General features: G+C 73.2%; 17 protein-coding genes and 1 pseudogene. 1 reads left to right on the top strand and 17 read right to left on the bottom strand.

All coding sequences use genetic code 11. The features are described 5' to 3' along the window. The 5 genes and pseudogenes from carB to pyrR form a co-directional block, all read right to left on the bottom strand. Window positions 1–602, bottom strand: a pseudogene (gene carB, locus E4P40_RS20090) (carbamoyl phosphate synthase large subunit); the annotation flags it as partial. Continuing rightward, complete coding sequence (gene carA / locus E4P40_RS20085; protein WP_135160272.1) at window positions 595–1,707, bottom strand: glutamine-hydrolyzing carbamoyl-phosphate synthase small subunit; 1,113 nt, start codon at window positions 1,705–1,707, stop codon at window positions 595–597. The gene carA and the pseudogene carB, both read right to left, overlap by 8 nt. Continuing rightward, complete coding sequence (locus E4P40_RS20080) at window positions 1,704–2,990, bottom strand: dihydroorotase (protein WP_135160271.1); 1,287 nt, start codon at window positions 2,988–2,990, stop codon at window positions 1,704–1,706. Before E4P40_RS20080 ends, carA begins: the two co-directional genes overlap by 4 nt. Beyond that, on the bottom strand, window positions 2,987–3,907 hold the full coding sequence (locus E4P40_RS20075; protein WP_135160270.1) for an aspartate carbamoyltransferase catalytic subunit: 921 nt from the start codon (window positions 3,905–3,907) through the stop codon (window positions 2,987–2,989). The genes E4P40_RS20080 and E4P40_RS20075 overlap by 4 nt, the downstream gene beginning before the upstream one ends. After that, a complete protein-coding gene (pyrR, locus tag E4P40_RS20070; RefSeq protein ID WP_135160269.1) occupies window positions 3,904–4,605 on the bottom strand; it encodes a bifunctional pyr operon transcriptional regulator/uracil phosphoribosyltransferase PyrR in 702 nt (233 codons plus the stop codon). The genes E4P40_RS20075 and pyrR overlap by 4 nt, the downstream gene beginning before the upstream one ends. Window positions 4,606–4,857: 252 nt before the next feature. Here pyrR and E4P40_RS20065 point away from each other — a divergent pair, with 252 nt between their 5' ends. Beyond that, entirely contained in the window at window positions 4,858–5,412 is a 555-nt protein-coding gene (locus E4P40_RS20065; RefSeq protein ID WP_135160268.1) for a transcriptional regulator, read from the top strand. Window positions 5,413–5,483: 71 nt separating this feature from the next. Here the strand turns inward: E4P40_RS20065 and nusB are convergent, their stop codons facing one another. The 12 genes from nusB to alaS all read right to left on the bottom strand — a co-directional run. Beyond that, on the bottom strand, window positions 5,484–5,891 hold the full coding sequence (gene nusB / locus E4P40_RS20060) for a transcription antitermination factor NusB (RefSeq protein ID WP_135160267.1): 408 nt from the start codon (window positions 5,889–5,891) through the stop codon (window positions 5,484–5,486). Window positions 5,892–5,899: 8 nt separating this feature from the next. Next, window positions 5,900–6,460 carry an elongation factor P gene (gene efp, locus E4P40_RS20055; RefSeq protein ID WP_135160266.1) on the bottom strand — a complete coding sequence of 187 codons (561 nt, stop codon included), beginning with the start codon at window positions 6,458–6,460 and terminating at the stop codon, window positions 5,900–5,902. Then, window positions 6,461–7,555: a Xaa-Pro peptidase family protein gene (locus E4P40_RS20050; protein WP_245160461.1), complete on the bottom strand. Its 1,095-nt coding sequence runs from the start codon at window positions 7,553–7,555 to the stop codon at window positions 6,461–6,463. After that, complete coding sequence (gene aroQ / locus E4P40_RS20045; RefSeq protein WP_135160264.1) at window positions 7,552–7,986, bottom strand: type II 3-dehydroquinate dehydratase; 435 nt, start codon at window positions 7,984–7,986, stop codon at window positions 7,552–7,554. Before aroQ ends, E4P40_RS20050 begins: the two co-directional genes overlap by 4 nt. Beyond that, the gene (gene aroB, locus E4P40_RS20040) at window positions 7,983–9,041 is read right to left on the bottom strand and encodes a 3-dehydroquinate synthase (RefSeq protein ID WP_135160263.1); all 1,059 of its coding nucleotides are present in this window, start codon (window positions 9,039–9,041) and stop codon (window positions 7,983–7,985) included. Before aroB ends, aroQ begins: the two co-directional genes overlap by 4 nt. Further along, window positions 9,038–9,571, bottom strand: coding sequence for a shikimate kinase (locus E4P40_RS20035; RefSeq protein WP_135160262.1), 534 nt, complete (start codon window positions 9,569–9,571; stop codon window positions 9,038–9,040). Before E4P40_RS20035 ends, aroB begins: the two co-directional genes overlap by 4 nt. After that, the gene (aroC, locus tag E4P40_RS20030; RefSeq protein WP_135160261.1) at window positions 9,568–10,746 is read right to left on the bottom strand and encodes a chorismate synthase; all 1,179 of its coding nucleotides are present in this window, start codon (window positions 10,744–10,746) and stop codon (window positions 9,568–9,570) included. The genes E4P40_RS20035 and aroC overlap by 4 nt, the downstream gene beginning before the upstream one ends. A 10-nt stretch (window positions 10,747–10,756) precedes the next feature. Then, window positions 10,757–11,425: an A24 family peptidase gene (locus tag E4P40_RS20025; RefSeq protein WP_135160260.1), complete on the bottom strand. Its 669-nt coding sequence runs from the start codon at window positions 11,423–11,425 to the stop codon at window positions 10,757–10,759. Between the two features lie 8 nt (window positions 11,426–11,433). After that, complete coding sequence (locus E4P40_RS20020; protein ID WP_135160259.1) at window positions 11,434–12,237, bottom strand: shikimate dehydrogenase; 804 nt, start codon at window positions 12,235–12,237, stop codon at window positions 11,434–11,436. Further along, window positions 12,234–14,090 carry an endolytic transglycosylase MltG gene (gene mltG, locus E4P40_RS20015; protein WP_135160258.1) on the bottom strand — a complete coding sequence of 619 codons (1,857 nt, stop codon included), beginning with the start codon at window positions 14,088–14,090 and terminating at the stop codon, window positions 12,234–12,236. Before mltG ends, E4P40_RS20020 begins: the two co-directional genes overlap by 4 nt. After that, window positions 14,087–14,758, bottom strand: coding sequence for a Holliday junction resolvase RuvX (gene ruvX / locus E4P40_RS20010; RefSeq protein WP_135160257.1), 672 nt, complete (start codon window positions 14,756–14,758; stop codon window positions 14,087–14,089). Before ruvX ends, mltG begins: the two co-directional genes overlap by 4 nt. Before the next feature lie 6 nt (window positions 14,759–14,764). Beyond that, window positions 14,765–17,305: alanine--tRNA ligase (alaS, locus tag E4P40_RS20005; RefSeq protein WP_135160256.1), on the bottom strand; the 2,541-nt coding region annotated here is incomplete at its 5' end.

The raw sequence follows: 17,305 nt of genomic DNA, 5'->3' as shown, positions 1-17,305 counted from the left end.
ACCGGGGAGTCGGCCAGGCCGTGGGCGGCCATGCGACGGAGCATCGGCTCGTCGGTCGCGATGCCCGAGCCGAGCCCGCCCATGGTGAAGCTGGGCCGGATGACGACGGGATAGCCGACCTCCTCGGCGGTGGCCAGCGCCTCGTCGACTCCTGCGCAGACCGTGGAGCGGGGGGCGTCTGCCCCGATCGACCGGACGATGTCCTTGAAGATCTGCCGGTCCTCGCCGCGGTTGATCGCGTCCACGTCGGCGCCGATGAGCTGCACGCCGTACTTCTCGAGGACGCCGTTCTCGTAGAGCCCGATGGCGATGTTGAGCGCGGTCTGCCCGCCGAGGGTCGCCAGCAGCGCGTCCGGCCGCTCCATGGCGATGACCTTCTCGACGAACTCGGGGGTCAGCGGCTCGATGTAGGTGGCGTCGGCGACCTCGGGGTCGGTCATGATCGTGGCGGGGTTGCTGTTGACCAGGCTCACCCGCAGCCCCTCGGCACGCAGGACGCGGCAGGCCTGGGTGCCGGAGTAGTCGAACTCGGCGGCCTGACCGATGAGGATCGGCCCCGAGCCGATGACCATCACGTGCTGGATGTCGGTCCGCTTAGGCACCCTTGTTCTCCCCCATCAGGTCGACGAACCGCTGGAAGAGCGGCGCCGCGTCGTGCGGACCGGCCGCGGCCTCCGGGTGGAACTGCACGCTGAAGGCGGGGACGTCGAGGCAGCGCAGCCCCTCGACGACGTCGTCGTTGAGGCCCACGTGGCTGACCTCCACCCGGCCGTACGGGGTGTCGGTGGGCCGGTCCAACGGCGCGTCGACGGCGAACCCGTGGTTGTGGCTGGTCACCCGCACGGTGCCGCTGACCCGGTCGAGCACCGGCTGGTTGAGCCCGCGGTGGCCGAAGGGCAGCTTGTACGTGCCCAGGCCCAGCGCCCTGCCGAGGATCTGGTTGCCGAAGCAGATCCCGAACAGCGGACGGCGGGCGTCGAGCACCCCGCGCACCGCCTCGACCGCGTAGTCGGCGGCGGCCGGGTCACCCGGGCCGTTGGAGAGGAAGACGCCGTCCGGACCGGCCGCCAGCAGGTCCTCGGCGGTCGCGGTCGCGGGGAGGACGTGCGTCTCGACCCCGAGGTCTGCCAGGTGGCGCGGGGTGGCCGTCTTGATGCCCAGGTCGAGCGCGGCGATCGTGAACCGCTTCTCCCCCACCGCCGCCACGACGTAGGCCTCGTCGGCGCTGACCTGGGGGGCGAGGTCGGCGCCGGTCATGCTCTCGGCGGCCTGCACGTCGGCCAGCAGCCGCTCGGGATCGGTGTGCTCGCTGGTGATGCCCACCCGCATCGCGCCGCGGTCGCGCAGGTGGCGGGTCAGCGCGCGGGTGTCGATGCCGCTGATGCCGACGACGCCCTGGGCGACCAGCTCGTCGTCCAGGCTGCCGGTCGACCGCCAGTTGGCCGGGCGGCGAGCGGGGTCGCGGACCACGAAACCGGCGACCCACATCTTCCGGCTCTCGTCGTCCTCGCCGTTCACGCCGGTGTTGCCGATGTGCGGCGCGGTCATGACCACCACCTGGCGGTGGTAGCTGGGGTCGGTCAGCGTCTCCTGGTAGCCGGTCATCCCGGTCGAGAACACCGCCTCGCCGACCGTCGTCCCGACGGCGCCGTAGGCCTCCCCCCGGAACGTGCGCCCGTCCTCGAGCACGAGGATCGCGTCTGTCAACGAACTGCCTTTCCGTCAAGGACCGTCGGCACTCCCCGGAGGAAGGTCGCGATCACCCGGCCCGGGAGCTCCCGGCCGGCATAGGGACTGTTGCGGCTGCGGCTGGCCAGCGCCGCGGGGTCGACGGTGACCCGCGTCGCGGGATCGAACAGCAGCAGGTTGGCGGGCTCACCGGGCGCCAGGGGCCGGCCGTGCCCTTCCAGCCGGCCGATGACGGCGGGCCGGACCGACATGCGGTCGGCGACGCCCTGCCAGTCGAGCAGCCCGGTCTCCACCATCGCCTCGACGACGACCGAGAGCGCCTGCTCCAGCCCGAGCATCCCGGGGCGGGCCTGGGCCCACTCGCTCTCCTTGTCCTCCACGGCGTGGGGGGCGTGGTCGGTGGCGACGGCGTCGATCGTGCCGTCGGCCAGCCCCAGCCGCAGCGCCTGGACGTCGTCGTCCGTGCGCAACGGCGGATTGACCTTGAAGACGGGGTCGTAGCTCTCGGCGCAGGCGTCGGTGAGCAGCAGGTGGTGCGGGGTGACCTCGGCCGTGACCTGCACGCCGCGGGCCTTCGCCCAGCGGAGCAGCTCCACCGATCCCGCGGTCGAGACGTGGCAGACGTGCAGCCGGGCGCCGACGTGCCCGGCCAGCAGCACGTCGCGCGCGATGATCGCCTCCTCGGCGGCGGCCGGCCAGCCGGCCAGACCGAGCCGGGCGGAGCGGTCGCCCTCGTGCATCTGCGCCCCGACGGTGAGCCGGGGCTCCTCGGCGTGCTGGGCGACGACGCCGTCCAGCGCCTTCACGTACTCCAGGGCCCGCCGCATGAGCGCCGGGTCGGAGACGCAGTGTCCGTCGTCGGAGAAGACGCGCACCCGGGCGGCGGAGTCGGCCATCGCACCGAGCTCGGCCAGCCGCTCGCCCGCGAGCCCGACGGTGACCGCCCCCACCGGGACGACGTCGACGAGCCCGGCCTCCTGGCCCAGCCGCCAGACCTGCTCGACGACGCCGGCCGTGTCGGCGACCGGGTCGGTGTTGGCCATGGCGTGGACGGCGGTGAACCCGCCGAGCGCGGCCGCCCGGCTGCCCGTCTCGACGGTCTCGGCGTCCTCCCGGCCCGGCTCACGCAGGTGGGTGTGCAGGTCCACCAGGCCCGACAGGGCGATGAGGCCGGCGGCGTCGACCACCTCGGCGCCCGTGCTGGACAGGCTGTCGCCGATCGCGGCGATCCGGCCGTCCTTGATCAGGATGTCGGCGGCGTCGCCGCCGTAGGGCTGGGAGCCCTTGATCAGGTAGCTCACTGGGGGGTGCCTCCGAGCAGCAGGTAGAGGACGGCCATGCGCACGGAGACGCCGTTGCCGACCTGCTCGACGATCGTGGAGCGGACGGAGTCGGCCACCTCGGCGGCGATCTCCATCCCGCGGTTCATCGGGCCGGGGTGCATGACGATCGCATCGTCGTCCAGCAGGCCCATCCGGCGGGCGTCGAGCCCGTAGCGGCGGCTGTACTCGCGGGCGCTCGGGAAGAACGAGGCGTTCATCCGCTCGCCCTGGACCCGCAGCATCATCACGACGTCGGCCTTGGGCAGGACGGCGTCCAGGTCGTAGCCGACCTCGACCGGCCAGCTGCCGACCCCCACCGGCAGCAGCGTCGGCGGCGCCACCAGGGTCACCTCGGCGCCGAGGGTGTGCAGCAGCCAGACGTTGGAGCGGGCCACCCGGCTGTGCAGCACGTCGCCCACGACCGCGACCCGCACGCCCTCGAGGCGGCCCAGCCGCTGCCGGATCGTGTACGCGTCGAGGAGCGCCTGGGTGGGGTGCTCGTGGGTGCCGTCACCGGCGTTGACCACGCTGCCCCGCACCCAGTTCGCCAGCCGGTGCGGGGCACCCGAGGCCGAGTGCCGGACGACGATCGCGTCGCTGCCCATCGCCTCCAGGGTCAGCGCGGTGTCCTTGAGGCTCTCGCCCTTGGAGACGCTGCTGCCCTTGGCGGAGAAGTTGATGACGTCGGCGGACAGCCGCTTGGCCGCCAGCTCGAAGGAGATGCGGGTGCGGGTGGAGTCCTCGTAGAAGAGGTTGACCACGGTGCGCCCGCGCAGCGTGGGCAGCTTCTTGACCTCGCGGCCGGCGAGTGCCTGGTCGATCTGCGCCGCGGTGTCCAGCACGAGCGTCGCGTCGGCCCGGTCGAGGTCGGCCGATTCCAGCAGGTGCCGCTTCACTCTGCTGCCCCCTCGCTCCCGCGGGACGCTCCGCTCCTCGCTCGTTCCTCGCTGCGATGCTCACGCCCCTGTCCGCTCACGCTCTCCCCCTCGATCAGCAGGACCTCGTCGGCGCCGTCGACCTCCTGCAGGTGCACCTTCACCTGCTGCGTGCGCGAGGTCGGCACGTTCTTGCCGACGAAGTCCGCGCGGATCGGCAGCTCGCGGTGGCCGCGGTCGACCAGGACCGCCAACTGCACGCCGCGCGGCCGGCCGAGGTCCCGCAGCGCGTCGAGCGCAGCCCGCACCGAGCGGCCGGAGAAGAGGACGTCGTCCACGAGGACGACGAGCCGGCCGTCGATGCCGGCGTCGGGCATGACCGTGGGCTCCAGCGCGCGGACGCCGCGGAGGCGGAGGTCGTCGCGGTAGAGCGTGATGTCGGCGGTGCCGACGTCGACCGCGGTGCCGGAGAACGCCTCGATGCGCGCCGCGAGCCGCCGGGCGAGCGGTGCGCCGCGGGTGGGGATGCCGACCAGGACGAGGGCGGACAGGCCGGCTGTGCCGTCACCCCGCCCACCCCCGGGATCGGTTGCGGCTGCCCGCTCGATCAGCTGGTGGGCCATCCGGTCGACCACACGGGCGACGTCGGCGGCGGAGAGCAGGGTGCCGGGTGCGCTGCCGGGAGACGGACTCCGGGCAGGCTCGGTCGAGCTGGCCATCAGGCCTCCTTCCCCGCCTCACTGGACGGGTCGTTAAAGGAGTTGGTTTGGACCGCGGACGACGGTACTGCACCGGTCCCGCGAGCCGGTCGGGGCCTCTCGACTCCGGATCGGTGTCGCAGGTGCTCACTCTCCGGGGTGGGCAGGTCACTGACCCGGGAGGAGTGTCCTGTCTGGTGCAGCCGGGGCTCGATCAGTACTGTGAGTGACGAACGAGCCCTTTCCAAGACGACGGACAGTGAGCAGACAGCGATGAGCACCGACTACTCACGGGCCCTCGGTGCCCGCCTCCGCGCCATCCGCAACCAGCAGGGCCTGTCCCTGCAGGGGGTGGAGGACAAGTCGCACGGCCGCTGGAAGGCAGTCGTGGTGGGTTCCTACGAGCGCGGCGACCGCGCGGTCACCGTCCAGCGGCTCTCCGAGCTCGCCGTGTTCTACGGCGTCCCGGTCTCCGAGCTGCTGCCCGACCCGCGTCCCAGCTCCGCGGTGACCACGAGCACCAAGATCGTGCTGAACCTCGAGTCGCTGGGCTCGCTGCCCGCCGACGAGGCCGGCCCGCTCGCGCGCTACGCCTCGACGATCCAGGCGCAGCGGCACGACTACAACGGCAAGGTCCTCTCGATCCGCACCGAGGACCTCAAGTCGCTGGCGATCATCTACGACATGAGCCCCGACGAGCTGACCACCCGGCTCATCGAGTGGGGCGTGCTCTCCCCCGGCATGGAGAGCGTCGTCGGCTTCGGCGGTCCCGAGGACGACGACGAGGAGCTCGACCCCAACTGGGAGCGCCGCCGCGCCCCCCGCTGACCCGCTGAACGCCAGAGGCCCAGAACCGCTCCGGTTCTGGGCCTCTCGCGTTCAGTGCTCGCTCTCAGTGCTCAGGCGGTCGGGACCTCGGCAGCGAGGATCGCGCCCAGCACGCCGTTGACGTAGCCCGGCGAGTCGTCGGTGGACAGCGCCTTGGCCAGCTCCACCGCCTCGTCGATCACAACGGCGTCCGGCACGTCGTCGGCCCACAGGAGCTCGAACACGGCCATGCGCAGGATCGCCCGGTCGACGTCGGGCAGCCGGTCGATCGACCAGCCGGAGGCGTGGCGGTCGATCAGCTCGTCGATGCGGTCGGCGTGCTCGGCGACGCCCTCCACCAGGCGCACCGTGTGCTCGGGCACCGGCGGAGTCTCGTCCGCCAGCCGCTCGCGGAGCAGGCTCAGCCGGTCACCGCTGCGGATGTCGGCTTCGTAGAGGACGTCGACGGCGCGCTTGCGGGCCTTCGTCCGGGCAGCCATGAGCAGGCTCAGTTGACGCGGCCGAGGTACCGGCCGTCGCGGGTGTCGACCTTCAGCTTCTCGCCGGTGGTGATGAACAGCGGAACCTGGATCTGCGCGCCGGTCTCCAGCGTCGCGGGCTTGGTGCCACCGGTCGACCGGTCACCCTGCAGCCCCGGGTCGGTGTGCTCGACGACGAGCTCCATGGTCACCGGGAGCTCGACGTACAGCGGAACGCTGTCGTGCACCGCGACGACGACCTCGGTGTTCTCGAGCAGGTAGTCCGCCCCACCGCCGACGACCTCACCGGAGACGTGGATCTGGTCGTAGGTGTCGCCGTCCATGAAGACGAAGTCGCTGCCGTCCTTGTACAGGTAGGTCATCGAGCGCTTGTCGACGTTCGCGGTCTCGACCTTGGTGCCGGCGTTGAAGGTCTTGTCCACGACCTTGCCCGACAGCACGTTCTTCAGCGTCGTCCGCACGAACGCGCCGCCCTTGCCGGGCTTCACGTGCTGGAAGTCCGTGACGGTCCAGAGCTGGCCGTCCAGGTTGAGGACGATGCCGTTCTTCAGGTCGTTGGTGGTAGCCATCTAGAGAACCAGCAGTTCCTTGCTCGTGAGGGTCAACAACTCGGGCGCATCGTCCGTGACGATCAGGGTGTCCTCGATCCGGACACCGCCGTGGCCGGGCAGGTAGACGCCCGGCTCCACGGTGACGGCCATGCCGGCAGCCAGGGTACCTGCGCCGAGCGGGCCGATCCCCGGCGCCTCGTGGATCTCCAGCCCGACGCCGTGCCCGAGCCCGTGGGTGAAGTGGTCGCCGTGACCGGCCGCTGCGATCACGTCGCGGGAGGCGGAGTCCACCGCGACGACGTCCGTGCCGACCACCAGGGCGGCCCGGCCGGCCGCCTGGGACGCCGCGACCAGCTCGTAGATCTCCCGCTGCCAGTCCGCGGCGTGCCCGAGGACGACGGTGCGGGTCATGTCGGAGTGGTAGCCGTCGACCGTCGCCCCGAAGTCCAGCTTGAGGAGGTCGCCGTCGCGCAGCTCGGTCCCGTCCGGCCGGTGGTGCGGGATCGCCGAGTTGGCGCCGGCGGCCACGATCGTCTCGAAGGACGGCGCCTCGGCCCCGAGCACGAGCATCCGCGCGTCGAGGTCGCGGCCGACCTGCAGCTCGGTCCGGCCGGGCCGCAGCGCGCCCTCGGCGGCGAGCTCGGCCAGGGCCTGGTCGGCGACGGCGCAGGCCCGGCGGAGGGACTCGATCTCGTCGTCGTCCTTGATCGCGCGCTGCGCCTCGACGGCGCGGCGGATCGAGGTCAGCTCCGGCAAGGTGCCCCCGGCGTCGGCGAGCACCTTCTCCAGCCCGGCCAGACCGTCGACGGTCAGGTCGTGGGACTCGTAGCCGAGCCGGCCGACCCCGCGGCGCACCGCCGCCGTGGCGAGCCCCGCCACGGTGGCCCGGTCGACGAGCAGCTCGACGTCGGGCACCTGGGTGCCGGCCTGCGTCGTGTAGCGGCCGTCGGTGCCGAACAGGTCGGCCCCGTCGGTCCGCACCAGGAGCGCTCCGTTGGAGCCGGTGAACCCGGTCAGGTAGCGCACGTTGAGCAGGTTCGTCACCAGGACGGCGTCCAGCCCGCGGGCGGCCGCGGTCGCTCGCAGCGCGTTCCGGCGTTCCGCCGTCCTCACGCGACTCCCTGCTGGGCCAGCCATCCCAGGGCGAGGATGTAGCCGCTGACGCCGAGACCGGCGATGACGCCGTCGGCCACGCCGGACACGTAGGAGTGGTGCCGGAACTCCTCGCGGGCGTGGATGTTCGTGATGTGCACCTCGACCAGCGGCGCGTTCAGGCCCGCGAGGGCGTCGCGCAGCGCCACGGAGGTGTGCGACCAGGCGCCCGGGTTGATCAGCACCGGATCTCCGGCGTCGGACGCCGCGTGGATCCAGCGCAGCATCTCGGCCTCGTCGTCGGTCTGCCGGACCTGCACCTCGACGCCCATCTCGCGGCCGGTCGCCTCGACCAGGTCCACGACCTCGGCGTAGGTGGTCGTGCCGTACTTCTCCGGCTCGCGGAGGCCGAGCCGGCCGAGGTTCGGGCCGTTGAGCACCTGGATGGTCACGCGTTCTCCTCGCTCACAGCCGCCCAGGCGGCGTCGAGCCAGGCCTGGTCCGGGTCGGTCAGGATCGTGGGGTTGCCCAGCCCGTCGAGGACGACGAACCGCAGGGTCGCCCCCCGGGCCTTCTTGTCGACGCGCATCACCGACTGCAGCCGGGACCAGTCCCCGTCGTAGCGGGTCGGCAGTGCCATGGCGTCGATCAGCGTCCGGTGCCGGTCCACCTCGGCGCGGGTGAGCAGCCGTGCCTGCCCGGCGAGCTCCGCGGCGAACACCAGCCCGACCGCGACCGCCTCGCCGTGCCGCCAGCCGAAGTCCTCCACCCGCTCGATGGCATGGGCGAGCGTGTGCCCGTAGTTGAGGAACTCCCGCCGGCCGAGGTCGTAGAGGTCCTCGCCCACCGCGTCGGCCTTGACCTGCACCGCGCGGGCGACGAGCTCCTCGGTGTCGCGGCGGCCGGTCGGGTCCGCGTCGAGCAGGTCGAGGATCGTCGCGTCGGCGATGAAGCCGCACTTCACCACCTCGGCGAGTCCCGACCGGAACTCGGCCTCCGGCAGGCCGCTCAGCGCGTCGGTGTCGGCGAGGACGGCCGCCGGCGGGTGGAAGGCGCCCACGAGGTTCTTGCCCGCGGCGGTGTTGATGCCGGTCTTGCCCCCGACCGCGGCGTCCACCATGCCGAGCAGGCTGGTCGGCACCTGCACGACGCGCACCCCCCGGGTCCAGGTGGCGGCCAGGAAGCCGGCCAGGTCGGTCACCGCTCCCCCGCCGATGCCCACGACCGCGTCGGAACGGGTCAGCCCCAGGCGGCCGAACTCCTCCCACGCCTGCGCCGCCACCTCGGCCGTCTTGGCGGCCTCTCCGTCGGGGACGACGACAGCCTCGGCGGCCACCCCCGCCGACTGCAGGATCTCCACGGCGGCACCGGCCGCGGCGGCCAGCGGGGGGGCGTGCACGACAGCGGCCTTCGCCGTCCCGGCCAGCACGATCCCCAGCTCGACCTGCGCCGACGGACCGATGACGACCTCGTACGGCGTGGGACCGGCGACGGTCACCCGCCTCACGGCGCGACCGTCCGGCCGGGCAGCGCGGCGAGCACGTCGGCGACGACGTCCTCGAACGCCTGGCCACCGGTCGACACCTTCACCGTCGCGACCTCGGCGTACAGCGGAGCGCGCTGCTCGAGCATCGTGCGCAGCATCGCCCGGGGGTTGACGGCGAGCAGCGGGCGGTCCCGCGAGAAGCCCGCCCGCTTCGCCGCCGACGCCACATCGACGTCGAGCCAGACGACCGTGCCGCCGCTCCGGCCGTACCCCACGAGCAGCTCACGGGTGGCTTCCTTCGTCACCGCGCCCCCGCCCAACGCCAGCACACCGTCGTGCTCGCTCATGGCTCGCTCCACGGACTTCACCTCGAGACCGCGGAAGTGGTCCTCGCCCTCGGTGACGAAGATGTCGGCGATCGAACTGCCGGACTGCAGCACGATGTCTTCGTCGGTGTCCCGGAAGGCGGCACCCAGGGCCCGGGCAACAGCCGTCCCGACAGTCGTCTTGCCGGAGGCCGGCGGGCCCACCAGCACCAGCAGCGGTGTCACCGGATCGGGAGGGCGTCGAGGTAGGCCTGCGCGTTGCGGCGGGTCTCGGTCACCGAGTCCCCGCCGAACTTCTCCAGGACGGCGTCGGCCAGCACGAGGGCGACCATCGCCTCCATCACGACGCTGCCGCGGGGCACCGCGCAGGCGTCGCTGCGCTGGTTGATGGCGACCGCCGGCTCGAGGGTCGCGGTGTCGACGGTGGCCAGCGCGCGGGGCACCGTCGAGATCGGCTTCATCGCCGCCCGTACGCGGAGGACCTCGCCGTTGGTCATGCCGCCCTCGATGCCGCCGGCACGGTCGGTGCGGCGCGTCACCCGCCCCTCGGTCAGGTCGATCTCGTCGTGGGCCACCGAGCCGCGGCGGCGCGCGGTCTCCAGGCCGTCGCCGACCTCCACCGCCTTCACCGACTGGACGCCCATCAGCGCTCCGGCCAGCCGGGAGTCCAGGCGGCGGTCCCAGTGCACGTGACTGCCCAGGCCCGGCGGCAGCCCGTGGACGACGACCTCGACGACCCCGCCGAGGGTGTCGCCGTTCTTCCGGACGTCGTCGATCTCCGCGACCATGCGCTCGCTGGTGGCCGGGTCGGCGCACCGCACGGGGTCCTCGTCGATGCGCGCGTTGTCCTGCGGGCCGGGCAGCACGCCGTCGGGCACCCGGACCGGGCCGATCGCGACGACGTGGCTGACGACCTCGACACCGACGGTCTGGCGCAGGAAGGCCTGCGCGACGGCACCGAGGGCGACCCGGGCGGCCGTCTCCCGGGCGCTGGCCCGCTCGAGCACCGGCCGGGCGTCGTCGAAGCCGTACTTCTGCATGCCGGCGAGGTCGGCGTGGCCCGGCCGCGGCCGGGTCAGCGGTGCGTTGCGCGCCTGGCCGGCCAGGACGTCGGCGTCGACCGGGTCGGCGGACATGACGGTCGACCACTTGGGCCACTCGGTGTTGCCGACCAGGATCGCGACCGGCCCGCCCTGCGTCCGGCCGTGCCGGATCCCGCCGGCCAGGGTGACCTCGTCCTGCTCGAAGGACATGCGGGCGCCCCGACCGTGCCCCAGGCGACGCCGGGCCAGCTGCAGGTCGATGTCCGTGGTCGCGATCTCGACACCGGCCGGCAGCCCCTCGAGGACCGCGGTGAGCAGCTGACCGTGGGACTCACCTGCGGTCAGCCAGCGCAACATGCCCACGATCCTAGAAGGACCACCAGACGGGTCCCTGCAGCGCCAGGGCCAGGACCGCACCGGTGATGAGCGGCGGGCCGAACGGGACCGCCGTCCGCCAGCCGGCCCTCCGCGTGGCGACGAGGACCAGCGACACCAGCGCGCCGGTCAGCAGGCCGAGGAAGATCCCGGCCAGGAGGACGCCCCAGCCGGCCCAGCCCAGGACGAGCCCGAGCAGACCGAGCAGCTTCACGTCCCCGAAGCCGAGACCCTCTGCCGAGATCGCCGCGGCCCCGGCGGCGACGGCGAACGCCACGGCCGCGGCCGCGAGGGCGCGCACCAGGCCGCCCCAGGACCCCAGTACGGCGGCGTCCACCAGCAGGGCCGTCCCGCAGACTGCGTAGGCGGGAACGGTGACGCGGTCGGGCAGCCGGTGGCTGGCCAGGTCCACCGAGCCGAGGACCACCGCCGCACCCGCCGCCCAGGCGAACGCGGCCGTGGCCGGGCGGAGACCGAACGCCTCCACGGCCCCGGCGAGCAAACCGGCGAGCAGCAGCGTGGTGACGGCGCTGCGCGCCAGGGACGGCCGCGCCGCGCCGTCCCGGGCGGCCAGCCGGGCGGCCACCACGGCCAGCCAGGGCCCGGCGACGAGCGCGACGAGGACGGCGGTGCCGAGGAGCACCGGCCGGGACAGCTCCACCGGTCCGGTCAGCGGGCGCCGACGGCCGCGTCGAGAGCGCGGCGCATGGCCTCGATCGGGGCCGGCCGGCCGGTCATGAGCTCGACCTGCACGGTGGCCTGCCAGAACAACACGTCGAGCCCACCGACCACGGTGCCGCCGACGTCGCCGACCCGCTGGGCCAGCGGCGTCGGCCAGGGTGCGTACAGCACGTCGAGCACGGTGTGCCCCGCACGCCAGGGCAGGTCCAGCAGGTCCGGCTGGGCGCCGACGGGCACGGTGCTGACCACCAGCGGCGCGTCGAGGGTCGTCCCGGAGAGACGGGTGACCGTCGTGGGCACCTCGAGGACGTCGAGCACCCGGACGACGTCCGCGGCCCGCGCCGGTTCACGGACGGCGATCTCGACGTGCTCGGCCCCCAGCGAGGACAGCGCCACGGCCGTCGCGGCCGCCGTCCCTCCGGCTCCGAGGATCACGGCGGTTCCGACGTCGGACACCCCGGCCAGCTGCAGCGCCATCCCGACGCCGGTGACGTCGGTGTTCTCCGCGCGCCACCCCGCCTCCGTGCGGACCAGCGTGTTCGCCGCGTGCAGGAGCCGCGGGAGCGGCTCGACCAGGTCCGCCGCGTCCACGGCCGCCTGCTTGCACGGCATGGTCACCGAGAAGCCGCGCCACTCGTCCCCCAGCCCGGCGAGGAGGACCGGCAGGTCCGCCGCCCCGATGTCGAGGGCGTCGTAGGTCCAGTCGCCGAGCCCGAGCGCCGCGTAGGCGGCCCGGTGCAGCACCGGGGAGAGCGAGTGGGCGACCGGCCGACCGAGGACGGCCGCTCTCATCCCTCGGGGTTCTCCCGCAGCCACTGCCGGAAGAGCTCCACGTTCTGGTCGTGCTCGTCCTTGGTGACCGCGAACCGCGTGTCCCCGGTATCGGGGTCGACGACCACGAAGAAGCGCCAGTCGCCCGGGGTGGGCTCGAGCACCGCGCGCAGCGCGTCCTCGCCCGGGTTGTTGATGGCGCCCGGCGGGAGGCCCGGGTGCACGTAGGTGTTGTACGGCGAGGGGTTGGCCCGGTCGTCACTGGTGGTGGTGATGCCGCCCTTGCCGTTGGCGTAGTTCACCGTCGTGTCCAGCTGCAGCGCCATGCCGTCCGAGAGCCGGTTCTCCAGCACCCGGGCGACCTTGCCCATGTCCTCGACGGACCCCGCCTCGGCCTGCACCAGGCTGGCCTTGGTCACGACCGCGAGCCGGTCGGCCTCGGCGATGCCGAGCTCGCTGAACACCTGCGTGCCCCGGGTCACCATCTCCCGCAGCAGGTCGACGGGTGCGTCGTCCGGCTCGACGTCGTAGGTCGCCGGGAAGAGAAAGCCCTCCAGCTGGCCGTTCGCGTAGGCCGGCAGGCCCAGCGCGACGGGATCCGCCGCGGCCGCCTGGAACTCCTCGACCGGCCGGCCGGTCTCCTCGGCGATGCGCGTCAGGGTCCGCTCGACGGTGAGGCCCTCGGGCAGGGTCACCCGCGTCATCAGCCGCGAGACCGGGTCCAGCAGCTGGTCGAGGGCCGCCTGGCCGCTCATCTGCAGCCGCATGCCGTAGACGCCGGGCTGGATGCCGACCGAGGCGGCGTTGGCCTCGGCCGCGTCGACGAACGGCCCGATGGAGGCGATGACGTCGGCGTCCACGAGCGTGCGGGCGATGTCGCTGAGCGTGTCGCCGTCCTGCACCCGGATCTGGACCTCTCCCGCGCCCTGCCCGGTGTAGTCCTGGGACGCCGGGTTGATCAGCTCGATCAGCCTCTGGCCGCCGACGACGATGCCGACCACGAGGGCGGCGAGGACCAGCAGCGACAGGACGACCGCGACCGGGCTGCGCCGCCGGCGGGCCCGGCCGGTGCGCTTGTCGTACGGCTTGACGGGGATGTCCTCGCCGAACGCCTCGTCGTGCACGAGGGAGCCCTCGTCCAGATGGGCGTCGTCGAGTTCGTCGTCCTCGTCGTCGTGACTCGCGTGGGCGCCCCGGCGCGGCTCGGCGCGCTCCTCGGTCCGGCCCCGCCGGCCACGGCGACCGCGTCGCCGGGGGGCGTCCTCCTCGACGTGCGCGCCGATAACCTCGAGGCCACCCGTCTCGTCCTCCCAGGAGTGCCCGTCGTCGGCGTCGAGGAGGTGCGCGTCGGTGGCCGCGTCGTCGTTCCGGTCGTCCTCGGCCGAATGGGCGCCCACGGGGCGGGAAGTCTGCCCGCCCCGCCGGGGCGTGTCGAGTGGTGTGCCGCGGAGCAGCGGCTGGGCGACGGTCTGGGCGTCATCCCCCGGCGCGTCCTGGCGGGCGTGCAGCCGGTCCCACACGCCCGGGGGCCGGGGTGGGAGCGGCGCCGAGGGGTGGGACGGCGGCAGGTCGTCGCCGCTGTGCCGGGCGCTGAGCGGGTGGTCGGGGTGGTCGGTGCTGCCGAAGGACCACCAGTCCGGCTCGATGAGCGGACCCGTCTGGTCGATGGTCTCCTCGGCGCGGTCCAGGACGCCGTGGCGCCGGCGGGAGGCGTTGCCCGTCTCGCGCCCGACCGCCTCGAAGCCGCCGGTCACGTACGGCGGGACCTCGTAGCGGGCCGGCTCGTAACGGGGGACGCCGAAGCCGCGGTCGCCCGCCGAGGGCGGGTAGCGGTCGTCGTGCGACGAGTGCCGGCCCCCGCCGATGTCCGTCACGAGCGCGGCCGCCGGCTGTCGAGGAACTGTTGCAGGATGACCACGGCGGCCGCCTGGTCGATCACCGCGCGCTGCTTGCGGCTGTCGACGCCGCCCTCACGCAGATGACTGGCTGCAGTCACGGTCGAAAGCCTTTCGTCGATCAGGATCACCGGCACATCCGGAATGCGGTCGGCTAGTTCCTGAGCGTAATTGCTCGCGTCGTGAGCCGACGCGCCCGACGCACCTGACAGGTGCACCGGCTCTCCCACCACCACCTCTGCCACCTCGTGTTCCACCACCAACGCGGCGAGACGGTCCAGATCGGCCCCGTCCTTCGCCCGGCGGAGGGTCTCGAGGGGGCTCGCGAGCGTCCCGGTCGGGTCGGACAGCGCGAGGCCGACGCGCACGGTGCCGACGTCCACACCGAGCACCCGGCCACCCGACGGCTGCCCCGAGGAGCGGCGCGGCGGCACCTTGAGGTGCTCGGGCCAGCCGCTGCTGAGGTCGATCTCACTGGTCTCGTTGGAGACCGGCGGGAACCCGCGGCTCAGGTCGAGCTCGGTCGTCGGGTGGTACTCCGGCTGCGCCGGGGTGGCGCGGGGCCGCGCCGGCGGTACCGCGGGGAGCTCGCGCCGGCGTCCGCCGACCGGGCCGGTGTCCTCGGGGTTGTACTCGGGTCCGGACACGGTGGTCTACCTCCCAGTGGCGGCAACAACCGCCTGCTCGCCGGCTTGCAGTGCCGCGGGGATACCCGCGGGATCGGTTCCGCCGCCCTGCGCGACGTCGGCCTTGCCTCCGCCACGGCCTCCGACGGGTGCCGCGGCCGCCCGCAGCACGTCGTTGGCCGACAGCCCACGGTCGAGGGCCGCCGGGTTCAGCGCGGCCACGAGTGACACCTTGCCACCGGATTCCGACGCCAGCAGGACCACGGCGGGCCTGTCGGCCAACCGGCCCCGGATGTCGAGGGCCAGCGTGCGGAGGTCTCCGCCGCCGAGCCCGGCCGGTGAGCCGGTGACCACGGCGACGCCGTCGACGTCCTTCGCGGCACCGGCGAGCTGGCCGGCCACGGCGCCCGACTGCTGCGAGCGGAGCTCGGCCAGCTCCTTGTCGACGTCGCGGAGCCGCGCCAGCATGCCGCTGACCCGCTCGACCAGGCCGTCCTGGGGCGTCCTGAGCAGCTCGCCCAGCTGGCGCACCAGGTCGCGCTCCCGTGCCAGGTAGCGGAACCCCTCCAGGCCGACGACCGCCTCGACGCGACGAGCCCCGGAGCCGACCGAGGACTCCCCGGTCAGCGCCAGGGTGCCGATCTGCGCGCTGCCGCGGACGTGCGTGCCACCGCAGAGCTCGCGCGACCACGGACCACCGATCTCGACGACCCGCACCTGCTCGCCGTAGGTCTCGCCGAACAGTGCCAGCGCGCCGAAGGCCTGCGCCTCGGGCAGCGTCATGTAGCTCGCGGTGACCTTGTGGTCGGCGCGGACGGCGGCGTTGGCGACGTCCTCGATGTCGAGGCGCTGCTGCTGGGACAGCGCACCCCGCCAGGCGAAGTCCAGCCGCAGGTATCCGGGGCGGTTGTAGGAACCCGACTGCAGCGCCTGGGGCCCGAGCACCTCTCGCAGGGCCGCGTGCACGACATGGGTGCCCGAGTGCGCCTGGCAGGCCGAGAGCCGCCACTCGTAGTCGACCTCGGCGGTCAGCTCAGCACCCGAGCGCAGCTCGCCCTCGAGCACCCGTACCTGGTGGGCGACCAGGCCCTTGACGGGGCGCTGGACGTCGATGACCTCCGCGCGGCCGCCGTCCCAGGTCAGGACGCCGGCATCGGCCACCTGACCGCCCGACTCGGCGTAGAACGGAGTCCGGTCGAGGACGACGCGGAGGATCTCGCCCTCGGCGGCGACCTCCGGCCCCTCGTCGGCCTCGGTGACGAGCGCCAGCACGCGGGAGTCGGTGCGCAGGGTGTCGTAGGCCTGCCAGTCGGTCGGCCCGTGCTCGGCGAGCAGCCGCCGGTATGCCAGGACGTCGACGGCGCCGGTCCGCTTGGCACGGGAGTCCGCCCGGGCGCGCTCGCGCTGCTCGGTCATGAGCGCGCGGAAGCCCTCCTCGTCGACGGTGACGCCCTGCTCGGCGGCCATCTCCAGGGTGACGTCGATCGGGAAGCCGTAGGTGTCGTGCAGCAGGAACGCCTGGTCGCCGGAGAGGGCGGGCCTCCCGGCCTTCTTCGCCTTCGCGACGGCGGTCTCGAAGAGGGTCGTGCCGGCGCTCAGCGTGCGGCGGAAGGCCTCCTCCTCGGCATACGCCACCGCGGAGATGCGGTCGAAGTCGGTGGCCAGCTCGGGGTAGCTGGCGCTCATCGCATCGCGGGACACCGGCAGCAGCTCCGGCAGGGACGCCTCGTCGACGCCGAGCAGCTTCATCGACCGGACGGCGCGGCGCAGCAACCGGCGCAGGATGTACCCGCCGCCCTCGTTGCCGGGCGTCACGCCGTCCCCGATGAGCATGAGGCCGCTGCGGACGTGGTCGGCGACGACCCGGAGACGGACATCCGCCTCGTGGTCGCGCCCGTACGTGACGCCAGCGAGTTCTGCCGCGCGGCGGAGCACCGGCGCGACCTCGTCGATCTCGTACATGTTGTCGACGCCCTGCAGCAGGTAGGCCACCCGCTCCAGGCCCATGCCGGTGTCGATGTTCTTCTTCGGCAGCTCGCCGAGGACGCGGAACTCCTCCTTGCTGCGCACCTCGTCGATCTCGTACTGCATGAAGACGAGGTTCCAGATCTCCAGGAACCGGTCGCCGGCGAGGTCCACGGCCGGGCCGCCGTCCGGACCGAACTCGGGACCGCGATCGACGTAGATCTCCGAGCAGGGACCGGCCGGGCCGGGGGCGCCGGTGTGCCAGTAGTTGTCCTTCTTGCCCAGCCGCTGGATGCGCTCCTTGGGCAGTCCGGCGATGCGGTGCCAGGCGTCGGCGGCCTCGTCGTCGTCCAGGTACACCGTCGCCCAGATCGAGTCGGGGTCGAAGCCGAGGCCGCCGTCCTCCAGCGAGCCGGTGATCAGGTCCCAGGCGTGCTGGATCGCCCCGTCCTTGAAGTAGTCGCCGAAGGAGAAGTTGCCGTTCATCTGGAAGAACGTGCCGTGGCGGGTGGTCTTGCCCACCTCCTCGATGTCGAGGGTGCGCACGCACTTCTGCACGCTGGTGGCCCGCGGGTACGGCGCGGGCTCACGACCCGTGAGGTA

It is taken from the genome of Blastococcus sp. CT_GayMR20 (genome assembly GCF_004570345.1).
Note: the sequence above shows the minus strand (reverse complement) of the source record. Positions and strands in the feature narration are given on the sequence as shown.

What these genes read in the sequence shown, in the direction of transcription:
- efp (WP_135160266.1), bottom strand. Translation starts at nt 6,460, where the DNA reads ATGGCTACCACCAACGACCTGAAGAACGGCATCGTCCTCAACCTGGAC.
- aroC (WP_135160261.1), bottom strand. Translation starts at nt 10,746, where the DNA reads ATGTTGCGCTGGCTGACCGCAGGTGAGTCCCACGGTCAGCTGCTCACC.
- nusB (WP_135160267.1), bottom strand. Translation starts at nt 5,891, where the DNA reads ATGGCTGCCCGGACGAAGGCCCGCAAGCGCGCCGTCGACGTCCTCTAC.
- E4P40_RS20020 (WP_135160259.1), bottom strand. Translation starts at nt 12,237, where the DNA reads ATGAGAGCGGCCGTCCTCGGTCGGCCGGTCGCCCACTCGCTCTCCCCG.
- pyrR (WP_135160269.1), bottom strand. Translation starts at nt 4,605, where the DNA reads ATGGCCAGCTCGACCGAGCCTGCCCGGAGTCCGTCTCCCGGCAGCGCA.
- E4P40_RS20065 (WP_135160268.1), top strand. Translation starts at nt 4,858, where the DNA reads ATGAGCACCGACTACTCACGGGCCCTCGGTGCCCGCCTCCGCGCCATC.